Source organism: Roseateles sp. P5_E8 (assembly GCF_054177665.1).
Map to the genome: position 1 here is coordinate 54,127 of NZ_JBGCUM010000006.1, position 18,615 is coordinate 72,741.

An 18,615-nucleotide genomic window follows, 5' to 3' on the forward strand; every position below is an offset into this window, starting at 1 on the left:
CTCGCTCGGGTAAGCTGACTGCCTCCATCGCGATGCGGGCATCGCTTTTGCTGTCTAGGGCTTTCCCGGGCGTCCGGGCCTCGCAGCCTTCGCCATGATCGCGTCCTTCTGCGGCGCATCCGCGCGGCAGGCCTGCAACCCAGATCCGGCAATTGGCCGCTTGTTACTCGGCGAAAGTCTTGGTGCATCCACAACCTGAGAACTGCGCAACGCTCACCACTTTGGTGACCCACGCTGCCCACCTGCCGGCCTGGTGCTGTGCGCCCGACTGCCGGATCTAGGGCCAAAACGTCATGCTGGTTTTCATCCTCCGCCGGCTGGCCCAGGCCGTCGTCGTCATGTTGTCGGTGGCCTTCATCGCCTTCATGCTGTTCCAGTATGTCGGCGACCCGGTCACCAACCTGCTGGGCCAGGACGCGACGGAAGAGCAGCGCACCGCGCTGCGCAAGGACCTGGGGCTTGACCAGCCCTTTCCGGTGCAGTTCGCCCGCTTCGCCGTCAATGCCGCCCAGGGCGAATTCGGCATCAGCCTGCGCCAGGGCCGCAAGGTGTCCAGCCTCATCGTCGAGCGCTTTCCGGCGACGCTGGAACTGGCCCTCGTCGCCGGCCTGATCGCGCTCGGCTTCGGCATTCCACTGGGCGTCTACGCGGCCCTGCGGCGCGGCAAGGCCAGCGCGCAATTGCTGATGACGGGCACGCTGTTCGGCGTCAGCCTGCCCAACTTCGTCATCGGCATCGTGCTGATCTGGGTGTTTGCGGTCGAGCTGAAATGGCTGCCCAGTTTCGGCCGCGGCGAGGTGGTGGACTTCGGCGGCTGGACGTCCGGCCTGCTGACGCGCGACGGCCTGCTGCATCTGATCCTGCCGGCCGTCACGTTGTCGGCCTTCCAGCTCACGCTCATCATGCGTCTGGTGCGCGCCGAGATGCTGGAGGTGCTGCGCACCGACTACATCCGCTTCGCGCGCGCCCGCGGGCTGACCAACCGCAGCGTTTACTTCGGCCATGCGCTGAAGAACACGCTGGTGCCGGTCATCACCATCACCGGCCTGCAACTCGGCTCGCTGATCGCCTTCGCCATCATCACCGAGCAGGTCTTCCAATGGCCAGGCATGGGGCTGCTCTTCATCCAGGCCGTGCAGTTCGCCGACATCCCCGTCATGGCGGCTTACCTCTGCCTGATCTCGCTGATCTTCGTCGTCATCAACCTTGGCGTGGATCTGCTCTATTTCGCTGTCGACCCGCGCCTGCGCGTCGAAGGCAAGGCGCACTGAAAGCAAGATGGCAGTCGACGCCAACCCCAATCCCACGCCGTCGGCCTCCGCGCTGCGCGGCTTTTTCGACGGCGACGTCTGGCACTCCTTCCGCTCGTCGCCGGTGGCGATGCTGGCGGCCGCCGTCACGCTGATCTGCTTTGTCTGCGCGCTGTTCGCCGAAGTCGTCGCGCCGCACAACCCCTTCGACCTGGCGACGCTGGAGCTGATGGATTCGCTGAAAGCCCCCGCCTGGATCAGCGGCGGCGAGCCCAAGTTCCTGCTCGGCACGGACGGCCAGGGCCGCGACATCCTGTCGGCGCTGATGTACGGCGCGCGCATTTCGCTGCTCGTCGGCATTGCGTCGGTGCTGCTGTCCATCGTCATCGGTGTCAGCCTGGGTCTGCTGGCGGGCTTCGTCGGCGGGCGGGTTGATGCCTTCGTCATGCGCATCTGCGACGTGATGCTGTCCTTCCCGTCCATCCTGGTCGCGCTGATGATCAGCGGCGTCGGCCGCAGCCTTTTTCCCAATGCGCCCGACGCGCTGGCCTTCGTCGTCCTCGTGCTGGCCATCTCGCTGACCGGCTGGGTGCAGTACGCACGCACCGTGCGCGGCTCCACGATGGTGGAGCGCAACAAGGAATATGTGCAGGCGGCCCGCGTCATCGGCGTCGGGTCCTTCCGCATCATGCGCCGCCATGTGCTGCCCAATGTGCTCGGGCCGGTGCTGGTGCTGGCCACCATCCAGATCGCCTCGGCCATCATCACGGAGGCGACGCTGTCCTTCCTCGGCGTCGGCGTGCCGGTCACCAGCCCGTCGCTGGGCACGCTGATCCGCAACGGCAACGACTACCTGTTCTCGGGCGAGTGGTGGATCACCGCCTGGCCCAGCCTGACCCTGGTGCTGATCACGCTCAGCGTGAACCTGCTCGGTGACTGGCTGCGCGACGCGCTCAATCCCCGTCTGCGATGACTGCACCCTTGTTAGAAGTCAGCCACCTGCGGGTGGAGTTCCCGACCCGCCGCGGCACGCTGCTGGCGCTGGACGACATCTCCTTCGCCATCGCGCCGGGCGAGATCCTTGGCGTCGTCGGCGAATCCGGCGCCGGCAAGTCGCTGACCGGCGCGGCCATCATCGGCTTGCTGGACCCGCCGGGCCGCATCGCCGCCGGCGAGATCAAGTTGGCGGGCCGGCGCATCGACAACCTGCCCTACGAGCAGATGCGCCGCGTGCGCGGCCGCGAGATCGGCGCCGTCTTCCAAGACCCGTTGACCTCGCTGAACCCGCTCTACACGGTCGGACACCAGCTCGTCGAGACGATAACAACCCACCTCGACCTCACGGCGGCCCAGGCTCGCAAGCGCGCCATCGAACTGCTGGCGTCGACCGGCATCCCGGCGCCTGAAGCGCGCATCGATCACTTCCCCCACCAGTTCTCCGGCGGCATGCGCCAGCGCGTCGTCATCGCGCTTGCGCTGGCGGGCGAGCCCAAGCTCATCGTCGCGGACGAACCGACGACGGCGCTGGACGTCTCCATCCAGGCGCAGATCATTGCGCTGCTGAGGAAGGTCTGCAAAGACCAGGGTGCGGCCGTCATGCTGGTCACGCACGACATGGGCGTCATCGCCGAGACCTGCGACCGAGTTGCGGTCATGTACGCCGGCCGCATCGTTGAGATCGGGCCCGTCGCCGATGTCATCCACCGCCCCGCCCACCCCTACACCGTCGGCCTGATGGGCTCCATCCCGGCCATGGACGAGGACCGCGAGCGCCTGCTGCAGATCGATGGGTCCATGCCGCGGCTGACGGCCATCCCGCCTGGCTGTGCCTTCAACCCGCGCTGCGGTCGCGTCGTCGAGCGTTGCCGCGTCGAGAGGCCTGACCTGGCCTCGGTCGGGGCGACCAGCGCCGCCTGCTGGCGGCCGGTGACCGTGGAGGTGGCACGATGAGCCAGCCTCTCGTCGAGGTGCGAGACCTCGCCAAGGTGTTCGACGTGTCGCCGCCCTGGCTGAACCGCGTCGTCGAGCGCAAGCCCAAGGCCTTCGTGCATGCGGTCGACGGCGTCTCCTTCGCCATCGAGCGCGGCCAAACGCTGGCGCTGGTCGGYGAAAGCGGCTGCGGCAAGAGCACGGTGGCGCGGCTGCTGGTCGGCCTCTACGGCGCGACGCGCGGCTCCGTGATCTTCGACGGCGAAGACATCGTCAAGACGCTGGCGGGTTCGGGTGCGGCCCCGCTGCGGCGGCGCATGCAGATGATCTTCCAGGATCCGTACGCCTCGCTGAACCCGCGCTGGAAGGTGCTGGACATCGTTGCCGAGCCGCTGCGCGAACACGGCCTGGTGACGCGCGACGCCGAGGCCCGCCAGCGCGTCGGCGAGTTGCTGAGCTCGGTCGGCCTCAACCCCGCCGACGCCGAGAAGTTCCCGCACCAGTTCTCCGGCGGCCAGCGCCAGCGCATCTCGATTGCACGGGCGCTGGCGACGAATCCGGAGTTCCTGGTCTGCGACGAACCGACCTCGGCGCTGGACGTCTCCGTGCAGGCCCAGGTCCTCAACATCATGAAGGACTTGCAGCGCGACAAGGGCCTGACCTACCTGTTCATCTCGCACAACCTGGCCGTCGTGCGCCATGTGGCGGACCGGGTCGGCGTCATGTACCTCGGCCGCCTTGTCGAGGTGGCGGGCAAGGCGGAGTTGTTCGCGCGGCCGCTGCACCCGTACACGCGCATGCTGCTGGATGCGATCCCCGACATCCACATGAGCGGCCGCGCSCGCACGCCGGTGCAGGGCGAGGTGCCCAACCCGCTCAACCCGCCCAGTGGCTGCAGCTTCCATCCGCGCTGCCCGCTGGCAAACGCCCGCTGCAAGGCCGAGCGGCCGGCGTTGCTGGAACTGCGTGGCGTGCGCGTGGCCTGCCACGCGGTGGAAGAGGGCAGGGCCTAGCGCGCGGATGCCGAGGCCGGTGCTGAAGCCGAATCGGTCGGCTTGGGCAGCGTCAGCGGCCCCTTCTGTCCACATCCCGCAAGGGCGGTAAGGGTGATCAGCAGCGCCGCAAGGCGCCCACCTACACTGACGGCAGTCTTGTTCATCTGCCCAGTTTATGTCCCTGTCCGACGCCGATTACCTCACCAAGGCCCACGCGCTGCTTGCCCGTATCGAGGAGCAGATCGACGCCTGGCTGGATGGCGACGTGGTCGACATCGACACCCATCGCACCGGGGGCCTGCTGGAGCTGAGCATGCCTGGCGGCAGCAAGATCGTGCTGAATACGCAGCCGCCGCTGCAGGAACTCTGGCTGGCCGCGCGCTCGGGCGGCTACCACTTCAAGTGGGACGGCGCGCAGTGGATCGACCGCGAAGGCCAGGAGTTCCTCGCGCGGCTGTCGCGCTGCGCGAGCGAGCAGGCCGGCCAGGCGCTGACGTTCAGCGCCTGATCCGCACTAGCGCTTGAACAGGTCGAGGATCGACTTTTTCTCGTCTTCCGTCGCCGCCGCCGGCGCATTCGGCTCGTTGGCGAGTTCGCGCACGCCGCTGCCGGCCGTGTACTCCTCGTAGAACCACTCGCCATTGACGTTGATGACGCCCTCGGGCGGCGTGATCTCGTCGACGGCCTTGTTGCGCAGCGCGTACTGCATGTACTCGATCCAAACCGGCAGGCTCAGGCCGCCGCCGGTTTCGCGGTCGCCGAGCTTGCGCGGCTGGTCGTAGCCTATCCAGACGATGGCGACCAGGTCTTTCTGGTAGCCGGCGAACCAGGCGTCCATGGAGTCGTTGGTCGTGCCGGTCTTGCCGTAGATGTCGGGGCGCTTCAGCGTGGCCTGCGCACGCGCCGCCGTACCGCTACGCGTGACCTCCTGCAGCAGGCTGCTCATCAGGAAGGCGTTGCGCGGCTCGATGGCACGGGCGTCGTCGCTCAGCGTGACGGGCAGGGCCTCGTAGAGCAGGCGGCCCTTGTTGTCGGTGATGCGGCTGATGAGCTGCGGGTTGACGCGAAAGCCGCCGTTTGCAAACACCGCATAGCCCTGGGCCATCTGCATCGGCGTGACGGAGCCGGCGCCGAGCGCCATCGTCAGATAGGCCGGGTGCTTCTCGGCCTCGAAGCCGAAGCGCGTCAGCCATTCCTGCGCGTAGCGCACGCCGATGGAGTGCAGCACGCGGATGGACACCATGTTCTTGGACTTGGCCAGGGCCGTGCGCAGCGGCATCGGGCCTTCGAACTTGCCGTCGTAGTTCTTGGGCTCCCAGGGCTGGCTGCCAGTGGTGCCGGCGTCGAAGAACAACGGCGCGTCATTGACGACGGTGGCCGGCGTGAAGCCCTTTTCCAGCGCTGCCGAGTAGATAAAGGGCTTGAAGCTGGAGCCCGGCTGGCGCCAGGCCTGCGTCACATGGTTGAACTTGTTCTTGGCGTAGTCGAAGCCGCCCACCATGGCGCGCACCTGGCCGTTGTGCGGGTCCAGCGAGACGAAGGCGCCTTCCACCTCTGGCAGTTGCGTGACGGTCCACTCGCCGCCGTCCTTCTGCTTCGGCCCCTTGACGACGCGGATGACCGCGCCGCGGCGGATGCGGGTCTTGGGGTTGCCCTTGTCGGACAGGCCGGAGGTGGCGGGCTTCAGGCCCTCGCCGACGATGGCGATGGTGTCGCCGCTCTGCAGCACGGCGGTGACCTTCTTGGGGTCGGCCTCCAGCACGACGGCGGCCAGCAGCTCATCGTTGGCCGGGTGATCGGTCAGTGCCTCGGCGATGCGTGCGTCCAGCGCCTTGGCGTCGCCCGGCAGGTCGGCGTAGGCCTCGGGGCCGCGGTAGACCTGGCGCTTCTCGTAGTCGAGGATGCCGCGGCGCAGCGCACGGTAGGCGGTGTTCTGCTCGGCGCTGTTCAGCGTCAGATACACGTTGAGGCCGCGCGAGTAGGCCTCGTCGCCGTACTGGCCGAAGATCAGCTGGCGCGCCGCCTCGGCGACGAATTCGGCGTGCGTGACCGACTCCTGCACCGGCCGGATGCGCAGCTTCTCGGCCTTGGCCTCGTCGCGCTGCTCCTCTGTGATGTAACCCGTCTCATACATCCGCTCGATGATGTATTGCTGGCGGATGGTGGCGCGCTTGGGGTTGTTGATGGGGTTGTAGGCCGACGGCGCCTTTGGCAGGCCGGCCAGCATGGCGGCCTCGGCAATGCTGAGCTTGTCCAGCGTCTTGCCGAAATAAACCTCGCTGGCCGCCGCGAAGCCATGCGCGCGGTGGCCCAGGAAGATCTGGTTCATGTAGATCTCGAGGATCTTTTCCTTGGGCAGGGCCGCTTCAATCTTGAGCGCCAGCAGGATCTCGTAGATCTTGCGGGTGAAGGTCTTCTCGGTCGACAGATAGAAGTTGCGGGCCAACTGCATCGTGATCGTCGACGCGCCCTGGCTGCGCGACTCGCCGACATTGGCCAGGCCCGCGCGGATGATGCCGAGGTAGTCGACGCCGCCATGCTGATAGAAGCGCGCATCCTCGATGGCCAGCACGGCCTCCTGCATCAGCTTGGGGATCTGCTCGATCGGCCGGTAGCTGCGCCGCTCCTCGCCGAACTCGCCCATCAGCACGCCGTCGCTGGACAGCACGCGCATCGGCAGCTTGGGGCGGTAGTCGGTCAGGCCGCCGATGTCGGGCAGGTTGGGATAGGCCAGAGCCAGGCCCAAGGCCAGCAGCAAGGCGACTGCGGCAACGCCACCCGCAAGCAGGCCCAGGCCCCACAACGCCAGATGACCCAGGCGGGATCTGAGCGAAACAGTCGAGCGGGAGGCGGAGGTAGAGCCGGCAGTTGCGGGGGCTGCACTGGGGGAGCTGGGCGCAGCGGAGCGAGGCTTGTCTTTCATGTGCCGGCAAGTCGCGCCTGCGGGCGCTTTGAAGAGAGTCGACCGATTATAGGAAGCGCCATGTGGGGCCTCTTGTATACCAAACCTGGCTACAAATGCCGTGCCAAACGAACGCTTCCCCTGTGTTTTTCAGGAGCTTGCAATCCTGTTTGATCGTGTATGTTTAGCAACGTGGCGTTACCAGCTCGCAGGGAAATCCCGTTCGGTGTCAATGGCTTTGCTGCTAGCATTCAAGTAACTTATTAATAGTCCGATACGTAACTCCACGCATCGGGGACAAAGGGCATGGGAATACTTGACGCACTTTTGGGTCGCAAGCACCCTGCGCTGATTGGCCTGGATATCAGTTCCTCCAGCGTCAAGCTGGTGGAGTTGAACCAGACCAAGAGCGGCGAATTCGTGCTGGAGCGTTTTGCGAGCGAGCCTTTCGAGAAAGGCTGGATCGTCGACGGTCAGATCGAGAAATTCGACGAAGTGGCCGATGCCGTGCGCCGCGTCGTGGCCCGCAGCGGCAGCAAGACCCGTGATGCCGCCCTTGCCATGCCCCAGTCGGCCGTCATCACCAAGAAGATCATGTTGCCGGCCGGCCTGCGCGAGGAAGAACTCGAGCTTCAGGTTGAGGCCGAAGCCAATCAATACATCCCCTTCTCGCTCGACGAGGTCAGCCTGGACTTCTGCGTCATCGGCCCCAGCCCGACGTCGGTGGGTGACGTCGAAGTGCTGATCGCTGCATCCCGCAAGGATCGGGTTCAGGATCGCCAGGGCCTGGCTGAAGCAGCGGGCCTGCGCCCCGTCGTGCTGGACATCGAGTCCCACGCCTCGCGCATGGCCATGGGCCGGCTCATCGCCGCACTGCCCAATGAGGGCCGGGACGCGCTCGTCGCCCTCTTCGAGATCGGCGCCGACACCACCAGCCTCAAGGTGCTGCGCGACGACGAACTGCTCTACGACCGCGACCAATCCTTTGGTGGCTCCCAGCTGACGCAACTCATCTCGCGCCAATACGGTTTCTCCTTCGAGGAGGCCGAGCAGAAGAAGTTGTCCAGCGATCTGCCGGAGGACTACGAGACCAGCGTGCTGACGCCCTTCGTCGATAGCCTGTCGCAGGAGATCGGCCGCGCGCTGCAGTACTTCTTCACCAGCACGCCCCACCACAAGGTGCATTACGTGATGCTGGCGGGTGGCACGGCGACGCTGCCGGGCCTCAAGGAGCGCGTGACCGATCTGACCGGCTTTGCCTGCATGGTGGTCAATCCATTCGACAGCATGGGCCTAGCCTCGACGGTGCGCGAATCCAAGTTGCAGCGTGAGGCGCCGTCCTATCTCACCGCCTGCGGCCTCGCGATGCGGAGGTTCTTCCAGTGATCCTGATCAACCTGCTGCCTTACCGCGAGGAAAGGCGCAAGCGGCGCAAGGCTGCCTTTTTTGCCGGTATGGGCCTGGCGGCCATCATCGGTGCGGGCATCGTCGTGGCTGCCTATCTGCTGCTGCAGTTCCTGACGCAGGAGCAGCAATCGCACAACCAGTACATCCAGAGCGAGATCACGCGGCTGGAGGCGCAGATCAAGGACATCGCCAACCTCAAGGCCGAGATCGAGTCGTTGAAGTCGCGCCAGCGCGCGGTGGAAGACCTGCAGACGGATCGCAACACGCCCGTGCAACTGCTCAACGACTTGGCGCGCCTGGCGCCTGAAGGCGTCTACCTGACCGCCATCCGTCAGGCCGACAAGGTGGTCACGGTCAGCGGCATTGCGCAGACCAACGAGCGGGTCTCCGAGTTCCTGCGCAATGTGTCGCGCGGTTCGGAATGGCTGGAAAAGCCGGACCTCATCGAGGTGAAACTGGCCAATGTCACCGCCAACACGCGCGACCAGCGTCGGCTGCTCGACTTCTCCATGAAGGTCTCGATCAAGGCGCCGCCGCGTGACCCTGCATCGGGCGCGTCTGCACCCAAGAAGGGCTGATGGCCATGGCTGCTTCCCTGCCCAAGTTCGATGTGAATGCCTGGTTTGCGGAATTCGCCAACCAGTTCAAGGATCTCAATTTCAAGGAGCCCGGCCAATGGCCCTGGGCGCCCAAGCTCGCGACTGCGTTGGCCGTGGTGCTGACCGTCGTCGGTGCCGGCTATATCGTCCTACTGCAGGACGAACAGGCTCGCCTGGAAGCCGAGCATGCTCGCGAGCCACAACTGCGCGAGGACTTCCGCAACAAGCTCGGCCAGGCCGTCAACCTGCCCGAACTGCGCAAGCAAAAAAGCCAGGTCGAGGAGTACGTGACCCAGCTTGAAAAGCAGTTGCCCGGCAAGGCAGAGATCGACTCCCTGCTGTCAGACATCAGCAGTGCCGGCGTCGGCCGCGGGCTGCAGTTCGAGCTGTTCCGGCCCGGCCAGATCCTCGTCAAGGACTACTACGCCGAGCTGCCCATCGCGGTGCGCGTGTCGGGCCGCTATCACGACATTGGCGCCTTTGCGGCCGACGTGTCCAACCTGTCGCGCATCGTCACGCTGCACAACCTCGTCGTGGTTGCGCCGGCCGCCCCGAACAGCCCGCTGAGCATGGAAGCGACCGCGCGCACCTACCGTTATCTGGATCCGACGGAAGTGGCCGAACAGAGGAAGGCCGCGGCCAAGGCAGCGGGAGGCAAGAAATGAGGCGCCAGCTGATTTGCATGGCCGCGCTGACGGCCCTGGCCGGCTGCGGTGGCGACCGGGAAGAATTGCGCCAGTGGATGGATCAGCAGCGCAAGGAGGCCAAGCCGTCGGTCACGCCGCTGCTGCCGCCCAAGAAATTCCTGCCCCAGCCTTATGAATCGAGCGCTGGCGTCGAGCCCTTCAGCACGCAGAAGCTCAGCGTCGCCATCAAGCAGGAAGCCGCCCAGCCCAATTCGCTGCTGACCGCCGAGATCAACCGGCGCAAAGAGCCGCTGGAAGCCTATCCGCTGGACAGCATGAACATGGTGGGCAGCCTGACGCGCGACAACCGGCGCTATGCGCTGCTGCGCGTCGACAACCTGCTCTACCAGGTCAAGGCCGGGGACTACCTCGGCCAGAACTTCGGTCGCGTCACCAAGATCAGCGAGACCGAAATCACGTTGCGAGAAGTCGTCCAGGACGCTGCGGGCGAGTGGATTGAACGCACCAGTACCCTCCAGCTACAGGAGAAGGGACGATGAAGACACTGCAGGAGAACAAGGCAATGGGCCGTAGCTGGTTGCTGGGGGTTGCCGTCGCGCTGTTGAGCGCGCCGGCAGCGTGGGCGCAGACCCAGATCAAGGCGATCAACACCAGCCAGCAAGCCGGTGTCGACGTCGTGCGCATCGAACTGAGTGAGCCGCTGTCGGCCGTGCCGACGGGCTTCACGGTGCAGACGCCGCCGCGCATCGCCATCGACCTGCCGGGCGTTGTCAACGCCATCGGTCGCAATGTCGTCGACATCAACCAGGGCAATCTGCGTTCGGCCAATGTGGCCCAGGCGGGGGACCGCTCGCGCATCGTGCTGAACCTGCGCCAGGCGTCCACCTACAGCGCCAAGCTGGAGGGCAGCGCCCTCGTGCTCGTGCTGAATGCCTCGGCTCCGGCGGCGCAGGCGCCCGGCGAGCCCATGCACTTTGCGCAGAGCATGAACAGCGCGCCGCAGCCCTTGCGCGACATCGACTTCCGTCGTGGCGCCGACGGTGCCGGCCGCGTCGTCGTCAATCTCCCGAGCAACCAGGTGGGGGTGGACATCCAGCAGCAGGGCCAAGGCCTCGTCGTCGAGTTCCTGCGTTCCAGCCTGCCCGAGAACCTGCGCCGCAAGATCGACGTGACCGACTTCGGCACGCCGGTGCAACTGATCACGACGACACAGGCGGGTGACCGCGTGCGCATGGTTGTCGAACCCAAGGGCAACTGGGAGCACAGCGCCTACCAGAGCGACAACCAGTTCGTGCTCGAAGTCAGGCAGCAGAAGGTCGACCCCAACAAGCTCACGCAGGGGCCGGGCTACTCGGGCGACAAGTTGTCGCTGAACTTCCAGAACATCGAAGTTCGCGCGCTGCTGCAGGTCATTGCCGACTTCACCAACTTCAACGTCGTCACCAGCGACACCGTGACGGGCAACGTCACGCTGCGCCTGAAGGACGTGCCCTGGGACCAGGCCCTGGACATCATCATGCAGGCCAAGGGCCTGGGCCTGAGGAAGTCCGGCAATGTGCTGTGGATCGCGCCCAAGGACGAACTGGCCGCCAAGGAAAAGCTCGACCTCGAGTCCAAGGCGGCCATCGCCCAGTTGGAGCCGGTGCGCACGCAGTCCTTCCAGCTCAATTACGTCAAGGCCGAGGAAATCGCCAAGGGGCTGACCGGGCAGAGCATCGGCTCCAGTTCCGGCGGCGGCAGTGGGGGTTCCGGTTCAGGCACCAAGATCCTGTCGCCGCGCGGCAGTGTCATCTCCGAGTCGCGTACCAACCAGCTCTTCGTGTCGGACATCCCGAGCAAGCTCGAGGAGATCCAGGCCATGATCGCCAAGATCGACATCCCGGTGCGCCAGGTGCTGATCGAGGCGCGCATCGTCGAAGCCAACGATCGCTTCGGCCGGGCGCTGGGCGTCAAGCTCGGTGGCTACGACGCACGCGGTCGAGCGGGTGGCATCCCGGGCTACAACGTCGGTGGCGACAACTACCTAACGGTCGGCAGCAACTACAACCTCGTCGGTTGGCAGACCCGCCAGACCTCGGTCGACCCGGGCTACAACAACACCAACGTCGTCAACCTGCCGGCCAACACCTCGTCGGACAGCTTTGCCGGTGCGGTGGCTCAGACGGTGGCCGTGTCGCTCTTCAGCGCAACCGCCAACCGCTTCCTGAATCTGGAGCTCTCGGCTCTGGAGTCCGACGGCAAGGGCAAGGTGGTATCCAGCCCGCGCATCATCACGGCCGACCAGGTCAAGGCCATCATCGAGCAGGGCGAGGAACTGCCCTACCAGGTCGCCACGGCCAGCGGTGCGACGTCCATCGCCTTCCGCAAGGCCAACCTCAAGCTCGAGGTCACGCCGCAGATCACGCCCGAGGGCAGCGTCATCCTGAACGTGGACGTCAACAAGGACAGCCGCGGCACGCTGACGCCCCAGGGCTATGCCATCAACACCAAGCACGCGCAGACGCAAGTGCTGGTGGAGAACGGCGGCACGGTCGTCATCGGCGGCATCTACACCCAGGACGAAGGTGAGACCATCAACAAGGTGCCGCTGCTGGGTGACGTGCCCTTCCTTGGCAACCTGTTCAAGAACAAGACGCGCACGACCTCCAAGACCGAGCTCTTGATCTTCCTGACGCCCAAGGTTGTCAGCGAACGGGCCGCAGTGCGCTGAAGCGCCAAGACATTCAGAGATATTCAGGAGTTCGAGCATGTTGCAAACCATCGTCACGCAGGGCTGGCGCCGCCTTGCCCAGGCTGCGCTGGGACTGGGAATGGCGGCCTTTCTGTCGGCCTGCGGCGGCGGTGGCGGCAGTGCCGGCGAGTCGGTGTTCCCGCCTGGCTCGGGCACCACGCCCAGCGCCCTGACGGCGCTGTCCGTCACTGGCAATTCGACCTTGGTCAACACGGGCACGGACACGCTGACGCTGACCGTGACGGCGCTGACCACCGGTAATGCCGCGCTCATAGGCGTTGCCACGCCCGTGGACTTCTCGGTCACCGCCGGTGCAGTTGTGACGCCTTCGGCCAAGACCACCAATACGGCGGACGGCAAGGTGACCGCCGCCGTCAGCCTCGTCGACAAGACGAGCCGGGAAGTCACCGTGACGGCCACCAGCGGCAGCATCACGCAGACCTTCAAGTTCAATGTGGTGGACAGCGTGACCGGCGGCAAGGTGGCCGACATTTCGCTGGTCGCTGACAAGACGGCGCTGCCGAACAACGGCACGCAGACGGTCACCATCACGGCGACGACGCTGGATGCGACGCGCGGTGCCGCGGGTGGGGCACCGCTGGTGTTCTCGGTCGAGGACCCCGTGACCAGCGGCGGCGCCTTCGTGACTGCGGACGGCTTGGCCACGACGACCAACAGCGGTACCGGCCAGCTCAGAGCGACCTTGTCGCTGGGCAGCAACCTGACCAACCGCACGATCAAGGTCAACGCCGTCAGTGGCACCGTGACCCGTTCGGTCAGCGTCGATGTCGTCGACTCCACGGCCGTCGTGCCGAAGGCGAACGACCTGACCATCAGCCTGAACAAGGCAACCATCGGCAACTCGGGCAGCGACGTCGTCGACGTTGTTGTCACGGCCGTGGACAAGGACCGCAACGCCGTCGCTGGCATCGACGTCACCTTCAGCGTGGACAGTAACGCCGTGCTGGTCGTGGGCAATGCCAAAACGGCTGCCGACGGCACCGCCAAGGCCTCGGTGACGATAGGCGCGGACCGCTCCAACCGGCAGGTCACCGTGACTGCCAAGAGCGGCACCTTCACGCGCCAGGCCTCCTTCCGCGTGAYGGGCGCCAAGCTGCAGGCGACGCTGCAACCGGCCACGTTGAAGGTGGGTGATCCCGGCCAGATCCAGTACACGCTTACCGACGTCAACGGCAACGCCATGGTCGGCTCGGCGATCACGGTGAGCGGTCCGGGTGCTTCGGTCGCGACTACGTGCCCGGGTGTCGCGCCAGGCGCCGCGAGCGTCACCGACGGCGGCGGCCGCTACCTCTACTGCTATGTTGCTGCCGGCTCGGGCCCGACGCTGATCACGGCTGCTGCCGGCGGCGCCAATCTGACGAGCACGGTACAGATAGACGCCAAGCTCGCCGATGTGCCCGCCGCCACCAACATTGCGTCGGCGACCTTCACGGTGGCACCCTCCGTCGTCAGCGTGAATGCCGTCGGGTCCAAGGACAACCGAGCCGAGTTGCGGTTGCTGTTCCTGACCAACAACAGCCAGCCGGTGCCCAATGTGCGCGTGCGCCTGGGTCTGGGCACCAACGCATCGGGTACGGATGGCGACATCAGCTCTGGCAAGGATGTGGTCATCACGTCCGATGCAGGCGGCGTGGCGGTCTCCAGTTTCGTGCCGGGCCAGCGCTCCAGTGCCACGGACCAGGTGACGGTCTATGCCTGCTACGGCAAGGACGACACCGTCGCGACCATCGCGGCCTGCCCCGCCGCGAACCTGCTGTCGGTGTCCCTGACGGTGGTCGAACAGCCGCTTTCCATCTCCATCGGCACCGACAACCTCATCGGCGAAGGCGCCAACACCTTGACCTACACCCAGAAGTTCACGGTGCTGGTGGTGGATGCGGCAGGCAACCCCAAGTCCGACGTTCAGTTGACCCCGGTGCTCGATCTGCCGAGCTATCAGAAGGGCGTCTGGATCTTTGACACCGTTGCGAAGCAATGGGTTCAGGTGGTCACGGCGGCCTGCATCAATGAGGACGGGTCGCTCAACGGCTTCCGCAATGGCACGATTGAAACCTCTCCCACCAGCGAAGACGTCAACGGTAGTGGCCAGCTGGACCCGCGCAAGTCCGATGTGTCCATCACGATGGTCGGGGCGACCAAGACCGACAGCAATGGCTCGGCTGTGCTGCGCATCGAGTACCCCAAGAGCTACGGCAGCTGGACCGAGTACTCCATCAAGGTGACGGCTTCGGGCGTGGTCAGCCCGCCGGCCTGGTATGGTCGTCTCGCGACGGCTCAGACCCGGTTGCTGAGCGACCTGCGTGGCAACCAGCAGATCACGGCTGTCCCGGTCGCCGCGGTGAAGAGCGAAGGAGAGCCGCCGTTCGTGACCAGCCCCTACGGCAAGGTCGGATCCTGCACCGACAGAGACTGATGTCGTCGCCGGAGGGCATCTGAATCCAGCGGTCATCGCCCTCGTCGGCATGCCCGGCGGTGGCAAGTCCACCGTCGGCAAACAACTGGCACGCCAAATTGGCGTGCCTTTTGTCGACTCGGACCAGGAAATCGAGCTGCGCATCGGCGGCAGCATCAAGCAGTTCTTCGAGCACCACGGCGAGGAGGCCTTTCGGGACATCGAGACGGAAGCGATAGCCGATCTGCTGGCGCGGCCGGGCGACTGCGTGCTGGCCACGGGTGGCGGCGCGGTGCTGCGCGAGCGCAACCGCGAGCTGCTGCATGGCGGCTCGACGGTGCTCTATCTGCGCTCCACGCCCGAGGACCTGTTCCGCCGCCTTCGCCATGACACGACCCGGCCATTGCTGCAGGTGAAAGACCCGCTGGCCAAGCTGCGCGAGCTGCATCAACAGCGCGACCCTCTCTACCGCCGCTGCGCCCACTATGTGCTGGAGAGCGCCCGGCCGTCGGTCCATTCGCTGGTCAACATGGCCTTGACGCAGTTGGAGCTGGCCGGTTTGCTGGACCCGAATCGGGTACCCGCCACCGTCGGCGCGGAACCCCAGTAGCGCAGTCGAGGAGAGGGCGGCTCTTACACTTGGCCGATGCCTGCTCCCGATACTGTCCACATTCATCTCCCCGGCGACCGCAACTACGAGATCCGCATCGGCACCGGCCTCTTGAACGAGCCGGCCAGCTGGCAGGGGCTGCCCAAGGCAGCTGCGGCCGTCATCGTCAGCAACGAGACCGTGGCGCCGCAGTATGGCGAGCGCCTTCGTGAACGCCTGCGGGCCGTCTATGCCCGCGTCGACCTGGTCGTGCTGCCCGATGGCGAGCAGCACAAGGGTTGGGAGAGCCTGAACCGCATCTGCGACCACCTGCTGGGCCAGGCGCTGGACCGCAAGACGGTGCTGTTCGCACTGGGCGGCGGAGTCATCGGCGACATGACCGGCTTCGCGGCCGCCATCTACATGCGCGGCGTGCCCTTCGTGCAGGTGCCCACCACGCTGCTGGCCCAGGTCGATTCCTCGGTGGGCGGCAAGACGGCCATCAACCATCCGCTCGGCAAGAACATGCTGGGCGCTTTCTACCAGCCCGAGCGCGTCATCGCCGATCTCGACACGCTGGACACCTTGCCTGATCGCGAGCTTCGCGCCGGCCTCGCTGAGGTCATCAAGTACGGCCCCATCGCCGACGCAGGCTTCCTGTGCTGGATCGAGGACAACCTCGATGCGCTGCTGGCCCGCGACAAGGCCGTGCTGGGCTACGCGGTGCGCCGCAGCTGCGAGATCAAGGCCGATGTCGTTGGCCAGGACGAGAAGGAACAGGGCCTGCGCGCCATCCTCAATTTCGGCCACACCATCGGCCATGCCATCGAGTCTGGCCTGGGCTACGGCGCCTGGCTGCATGGCGAGGCCGTCGCCTGCGGCATGGTGCTGGCGGCTGACCTGTCCCAACGCATGGGGCTGGTGCCAGTCGACTTCGTCGAGCGGCTGCGTACTCTTACAGTGCGCGCCGGCCTGCCGGTGCAGCCGCCGAAGCTGGGCGCCGAGCGCTACCTGCAGCTGATGCGGGTCGACAAGAAGGCCGAGGCCGGGGCGATCCGTTTCGTGCTCATCGAACAACTGGGCCAGGCCGGCCTGCATGCCGTGCCCGACACGTTGATCGCCGAAACGCTCGTCGCCCACGGAGCGGCCTGATGGCGCAGCCGCGCCCGCCCTATGCCGCCGACCCGGCGCGCAGCCACGGCCGCCGCCTGCCGGAGCCGGCCGCGCCGACGCGCAGCGAGTTCCAGCGCGACCGCGACCGCATCATCCACAGCACGGCCTTCCGCCGCCTCGTCTACAAGACCCAGGTCTTCCTCAACCACGAGGGCGATCTGTTTCGCACGCGGCTGACGCACTCGCTGGAGGTTGCGCAGTTGGGCCGCTCCATCGCGCGCAGCCTGGGTCTGGACGAAGACCTCGTCGAGGCTGTGGCGCTGGCGCACGACCTGGGGCACACGCCCTTCGGCCACGCCGGCCAGGACGTGCTGGACGACTGCATGCGCGGGCACGGCGGTTTCGAGCACAACCTGCAGTCGCTGCGCGTCGTCGACCAACTGGAGCAGCGCTACCCGGAGTTCGACGGCCTCAACCTCTGCTTCGAGACCCGCGAGGGCATCCTCAAGCACTGTTCGCGCCGCAACGCCGAACTCATCGAGGCTGCGGAGCCGGGGGGCATTGCGACGCGTTTCCTGCACGGCGGCCAGCCCAGCCTTGAGGCGCAGCTGTGCAATCTCGCCGACGAGGTCGCCTACAACGCCCATGACGTGGATGACGGCGTGCGCTCGGGTCTCATCGAGCTGGAGCAGTTGCTGGAAGTTGAGCTGGTGCGCGAGCACTGGCGCGCGGCGTTGGACGCTCACCCGCAATTGGCCGGCAAGCGCCTGCTGTTCGAGACCATCCGCCGCATGCTGTCGGCGCAGGTCTACGACATCATCGACGCGACCCGCTCGGCCCTGGCCGAAGCAGCGCCTGGGGATGCCGACGCGGTGCGGCGCTGCGAGAAGCCGCTGCTGCGCTTCAGCCCCGACATGCGCGCCAAGAGCACGGCGCTGAAGCGCTTCCTGTTCGCCAACCTGTACCGCCACCCGCAGGTCCAGTCGACGCGGGCACGCGCCGAAGAAGTGTTGCGCGATCTCTTCGCGCTGTACGCCGGCGACGCGACACAGATGCCGCCGGACTTTGCCGAGCGCACAGACCGCGAGCGGGCCTGCACCGACTACATCGCCGGCATGACCGACCGCTTCGCCATCCGCGAGCATCAAAGGATGACGGGCAAGAGCCTCTTCTAAAAATGGGGTCAGAGTCGATTATGCTGGTCGCCGCGCCTGACCGGGACGACAAGGACACGCATGGCTCGACTCCCCAGATTGATCCTGCCGGATCAGCCTCATCACGTCATCCTGCGCGGCAATAACCGCCAGGCCATCTTCTTCAGCGACCTCGATCGCGAGCATCTGCTCGCCACGTTGGCGGAGGCGGCCTTGCAGTACCGCGTCGCCGTCCACGCCTACGTGCTGATGGACAACCACCTCCACTTGTTGCTGACGCCCCCCACGGCGGACGCCCTCAGCCGCATGATGCAGTCCCTCGGGCGGCGCTATGTGGGCTGGTTCAACGCGCGCCATCAGCGCAGCGGCACGCTGTGGGAAGGGCGCTTTCGCGCCGGGCTGATCGAGGGTGAGCGCCATCTGCTGGCTTGCATGCGCTACATCGAACTCAATCCTGTACGCGCCGGCCTGTGCACTGAACCGGCGCAATGGCCTTGGTCCAGCGCGACCCATCACCTGGGCTTGGCCCGCAATGTGCTAATCACCGAGCACGAGATGTACTGGCTGCTCGGTAACACGCCGTTTGAGCGCGAACACGCCTATCGCGAGTTCATGGAACAGGGCGTCGCGACGGCCGAGCAGGCGGAATTCACCGATGCGGTGCTGCGTGGGCGCCCCGTCGGCAGCGATGCTTTCCTGAGGCCGCTCGCTGCAGATCACGCAGCCGTCGTCAATCGCCGTCCGCGGGGCCGGCCTCGAAAACCTTTGTCTTGACTGTGGCCCTATTTATTTTGATGGCTAATCTATCAGCTTAATAAATAGACTCTGACCCCATTTTATGAGGGTTGATGCCTTGATTCTGCTGCGGTACGCTCGCCGCTGTTGT

General features: G+C 65.9%; 17 protein-coding genes. 15 read left to right on the forward strand and 2 right to left on the reverse strand.

Going from position 1 to position 18,615, the window contains the following annotated elements:
* Positions 1-293 precede the first annotated feature (293 nt).
* Genes ACXRVZ_RS05100 through ACXRVZ_RS05115 form a run of 4 tightly spaced genes read left to right on the forward strand, consistent with a single transcriptional unit; the run spans position 294 to position 4,192 of the window.
* Positions 294-1,271, forward strand: coding sequence for an ABC transporter permease (locus ACXRVZ_RS05100; protein WP_457420804.1), 978 nt, complete (start codon positions 294-296; stop codon positions 1,269-1,271).
* Positions 1,272-1,278: 7 nt separating this feature from the next.
* A complete protein-coding gene (locus ACXRVZ_RS05105) occupies positions 1,279-2,223 on the forward strand; it encodes an ABC transporter permease (protein ID WP_458232222.1) in 945 nt (314 codons plus the stop codon).
* On the forward strand, positions 2,220-3,200 hold the full coding sequence (locus ACXRVZ_RS05110) for an ABC transporter ATP-binding protein (protein WP_457420808.1): 981 nt from the start codon (positions 2,220-2,222) through the stop codon (positions 3,198-3,200). The genes ACXRVZ_RS05105 and ACXRVZ_RS05110 overlap by 4 nt, the downstream gene beginning before the upstream one ends.
* Positions 3,197-4,192 (forward strand): ABC transporter ATP-binding protein, encoded by a 996-nt coding sequence (locus ACXRVZ_RS05115; protein ID WP_457420810.1) that lies wholly within the window; start codon positions 3,197-3,199, stop codon positions 4,190-4,192. Before ACXRVZ_RS05110 ends, ACXRVZ_RS05115 begins: the two co-directional genes overlap by 4 nt.
* Here the strand turns inward: ACXRVZ_RS05115 and lptM are convergent.
* Complete coding sequence (gene lptM, locus ACXRVZ_RS05120; protein ID WP_457420812.1) at positions 4,189-4,338, reverse strand: LPS translocon maturation chaperone LptM; 150 nt, start codon at positions 4,336-4,338, stop codon at positions 4,189-4,191. The genes ACXRVZ_RS05115 and lptM overlap by 4 nt on opposite strands.
* An 11-nt stretch (positions 4,339-4,349) precedes the next feature.
* Between lptM and cyaY the strand changes: the two genes are divergently transcribed.
* Entirely contained in the window at positions 4,350-4,682 is a 333-nt protein-coding gene (cyaY, locus tag ACXRVZ_RS05125; protein ID WP_457420814.1) for an iron donor protein CyaY, read from the forward strand.
* A gap of 6 nt (positions 4,683-4,688) precedes the next feature.
* Here cyaY and ACXRVZ_RS05130 read toward each other — a convergent pair whose 3' ends face one another.
* On the reverse strand, positions 4,689-7,097 hold the full coding sequence (locus tag ACXRVZ_RS05130; RefSeq protein WP_457420816.1) for a penicillin-binding protein 1A: 2,409 nt from the start codon (positions 7,095-7,097) through the stop codon (positions 4,689-4,691).
* Positions 7,098-7,382: 285 nt separating this feature from the next.
* Here ACXRVZ_RS05130 and ACXRVZ_RS05135 point away from each other — a divergent pair, with 285 nt between their 5' ends.
* From ACXRVZ_RS05135 to ACXRVZ_RS05180, 10 genes are read left to right on the forward strand one after another with little or no spacing between them, the layout of a single operon-like run.
* Entirely contained in the window at positions 7,383-8,462 is a 1,080-nt protein-coding gene (locus ACXRVZ_RS05135; protein ID WP_458232223.1) for a pilus assembly protein PilM, read from the forward strand.
* Complete coding sequence (locus ACXRVZ_RS05140) at positions 8,459-9,061, forward strand: PilN domain-containing protein (protein ID WP_457420820.1); 603 nt, start codon at positions 8,459-8,461, stop codon at positions 9,059-9,061. The genes ACXRVZ_RS05135 and ACXRVZ_RS05140 overlap by 4 nt, the downstream gene beginning before the upstream one ends.
* A gap of 5 nt (positions 9,062-9,066) precedes the next feature.
* Positions 9,067-9,747 (forward strand): type 4a pilus biogenesis protein PilO, encoded by a 681-nt coding sequence (locus tag ACXRVZ_RS05145; protein WP_457420822.1) that lies wholly within the window; start codon positions 9,067-9,069, stop codon positions 9,745-9,747.
* Complete coding sequence (locus tag ACXRVZ_RS05150; RefSeq protein ID WP_457420824.1) at positions 9,744-10,268, forward strand: pilus assembly protein PilP; 525 nt, start codon at positions 9,744-9,746, stop codon at positions 10,266-10,268. Before ACXRVZ_RS05145 ends, ACXRVZ_RS05150 begins: the two co-directional genes overlap by 4 nt.
* Complete coding sequence (gene pilQ / locus ACXRVZ_RS05155) at positions 10,265-12,439, forward strand: type IV pilus secretin PilQ (protein ID WP_457420826.1); 2,175 nt, start codon at positions 10,265-10,267, stop codon at positions 12,437-12,439. The genes ACXRVZ_RS05150 and pilQ overlap by 4 nt, the downstream gene beginning before the upstream one ends.
* 37 nt (positions 12,440-12,476) lie before the next feature.
* Positions 12,477-14,894, forward strand: coding sequence for a hypothetical protein (locus ACXRVZ_RS05160; protein ID WP_458232224.1), 2,418 nt, complete (start codon positions 12,477-12,479; stop codon positions 14,892-14,894).
* Positions 14,895-14,913: 19 nt separating this feature from the next.
* Positions 14,914-15,483: a shikimate kinase gene (locus ACXRVZ_RS05165; protein ID WP_457421016.1), complete on the forward strand. Its 570-nt coding sequence runs from the start codon at positions 14,914-14,916 to the stop codon at positions 15,481-15,483.
* 36 nt (positions 15,484-15,519) lie between these two features.
* The gene (gene aroB, locus ACXRVZ_RS05170; protein ID WP_457420830.1) at positions 15,520-16,614 is read left to right on the forward strand and encodes a 3-dehydroquinate synthase; all 1,095 of its coding nucleotides are present in this window, start codon (positions 15,520-15,522) and stop codon (positions 16,612-16,614) included.
* A complete protein-coding gene (locus ACXRVZ_RS05175) occupies positions 16,614-17,750 on the forward strand; it encodes a deoxyguanosinetriphosphate triphosphohydrolase (RefSeq protein ID WP_457420832.1) in 1,137 nt (378 codons plus the stop codon). The genes aroB and ACXRVZ_RS05175 overlap by 1 nt, the downstream gene beginning before the upstream one ends.
* 60 nt (positions 17,751-17,810) lie before the next feature.
* Positions 17,811-18,503 (forward strand): REP-associated tyrosine transposase, encoded by a 693-nt coding sequence (locus ACXRVZ_RS05180; protein WP_458232225.1) that lies wholly within the window; start codon positions 17,811-17,813, stop codon positions 18,501-18,503.
* Positions 18,504-18,615 lie beyond the last annotated feature (112 nt).